General features: G+C 44.5%; 1 protein-coding gene. It reads right to left on the reverse strand.

The window, feature by feature from the left end; all coding sequences use genetic code 11:
• Positions 1-39: 39 nt before the first annotated feature.
• On the reverse strand, positions 40-1,015 hold a 976-nt coding region (locus tag AC1D0K_RS30675), incomplete at its 5' end, for an integrase core domain-containing protein (RefSeq protein ID WP_477397798.1).

Raw genomic sequence — 1,015 nt, forward strand, 5'->3', positions numbered from 1 at the left:
TGTAAGGGTTTAGTAATTCGGTAACAGAATCAGGTATTTTTATTTGTTGTTTAGGGTGACCATATCGATAGGTTTTTTACCATTGATGCCCTGATGTGGTCGTTCCCAGTTATAATAAACAAGATATTTGAGGAGTTCATCTTCCAGCTCTTCAAAGCTGTCGAAATCGGTATCTTCAATAAGGTCTTCTTTAAGGGTCCTCCAAAAGCGTTCCACCTTGCCGTTGGTTTGCGGCCGATAAGGCTGCATGTACCGCCGTTTGATGCCTGTTTCCATTAACATTCGCTCAAAAGGATGGTTCCGCTTTTGCAAACTTGTTGAAGTACCAAACTCCGGGCCGTTATCGGCAATGATCTCCTCGAACTGGATGCCGAACTCCCGTTTGAGCGCCTGCATGCAATGCATGGCAGTGAACATGGTGGTCAGCGCGGTGATGTCTTCCATCACCTGTGCCCAGGCCAGGCGGGAATAATCATCCAGCACGCAAAGCAGATATAACCTCCTGTTTTGCCCTCTGATCACACTTTTACTTAGGTGATGACAGTCGATATGTCCTAACTGGCCCATGCGTTCTTTAATGATCTTTCGCTTTACTTCCCGGTCTGCCGACTTTAAACGGTTCCGGTTATGCCGCTTCAGGATATTATAGACACCTGAAGGCGATGGTGTAAAGTTATTAGCTTTTTGTTTAAGCTGATTAGTGATCTCAAACTTATTGCAACCCCGGTCCCGCAATTCCAATACCTGCTGTTCATCGTCGGGTAATGGCCGGCGACTACCATATTTGGGACCGCGCTTGCCCGGAAGCAGGTCAAGCTCATTACCCGATTGTTTAAATAAATTGTAATACTTTAAGAAACTTCGGGGATCAGTATCATGTGCTGAATAGAAATCCTTGGCAAACCTAAAAATGGAGTGCTCTCCGCGTTTTACCTGCTCATATTCTGTAATTAGAAAACGATACTTATTCAGGTAGTTCCGCTTTAATGTAAGGTCATTGTTAATGTTTCGCATA

The sequence above is a fragment of the Mucilaginibacter sp. P1_A3 genome, from assembly GCF_056406855.1.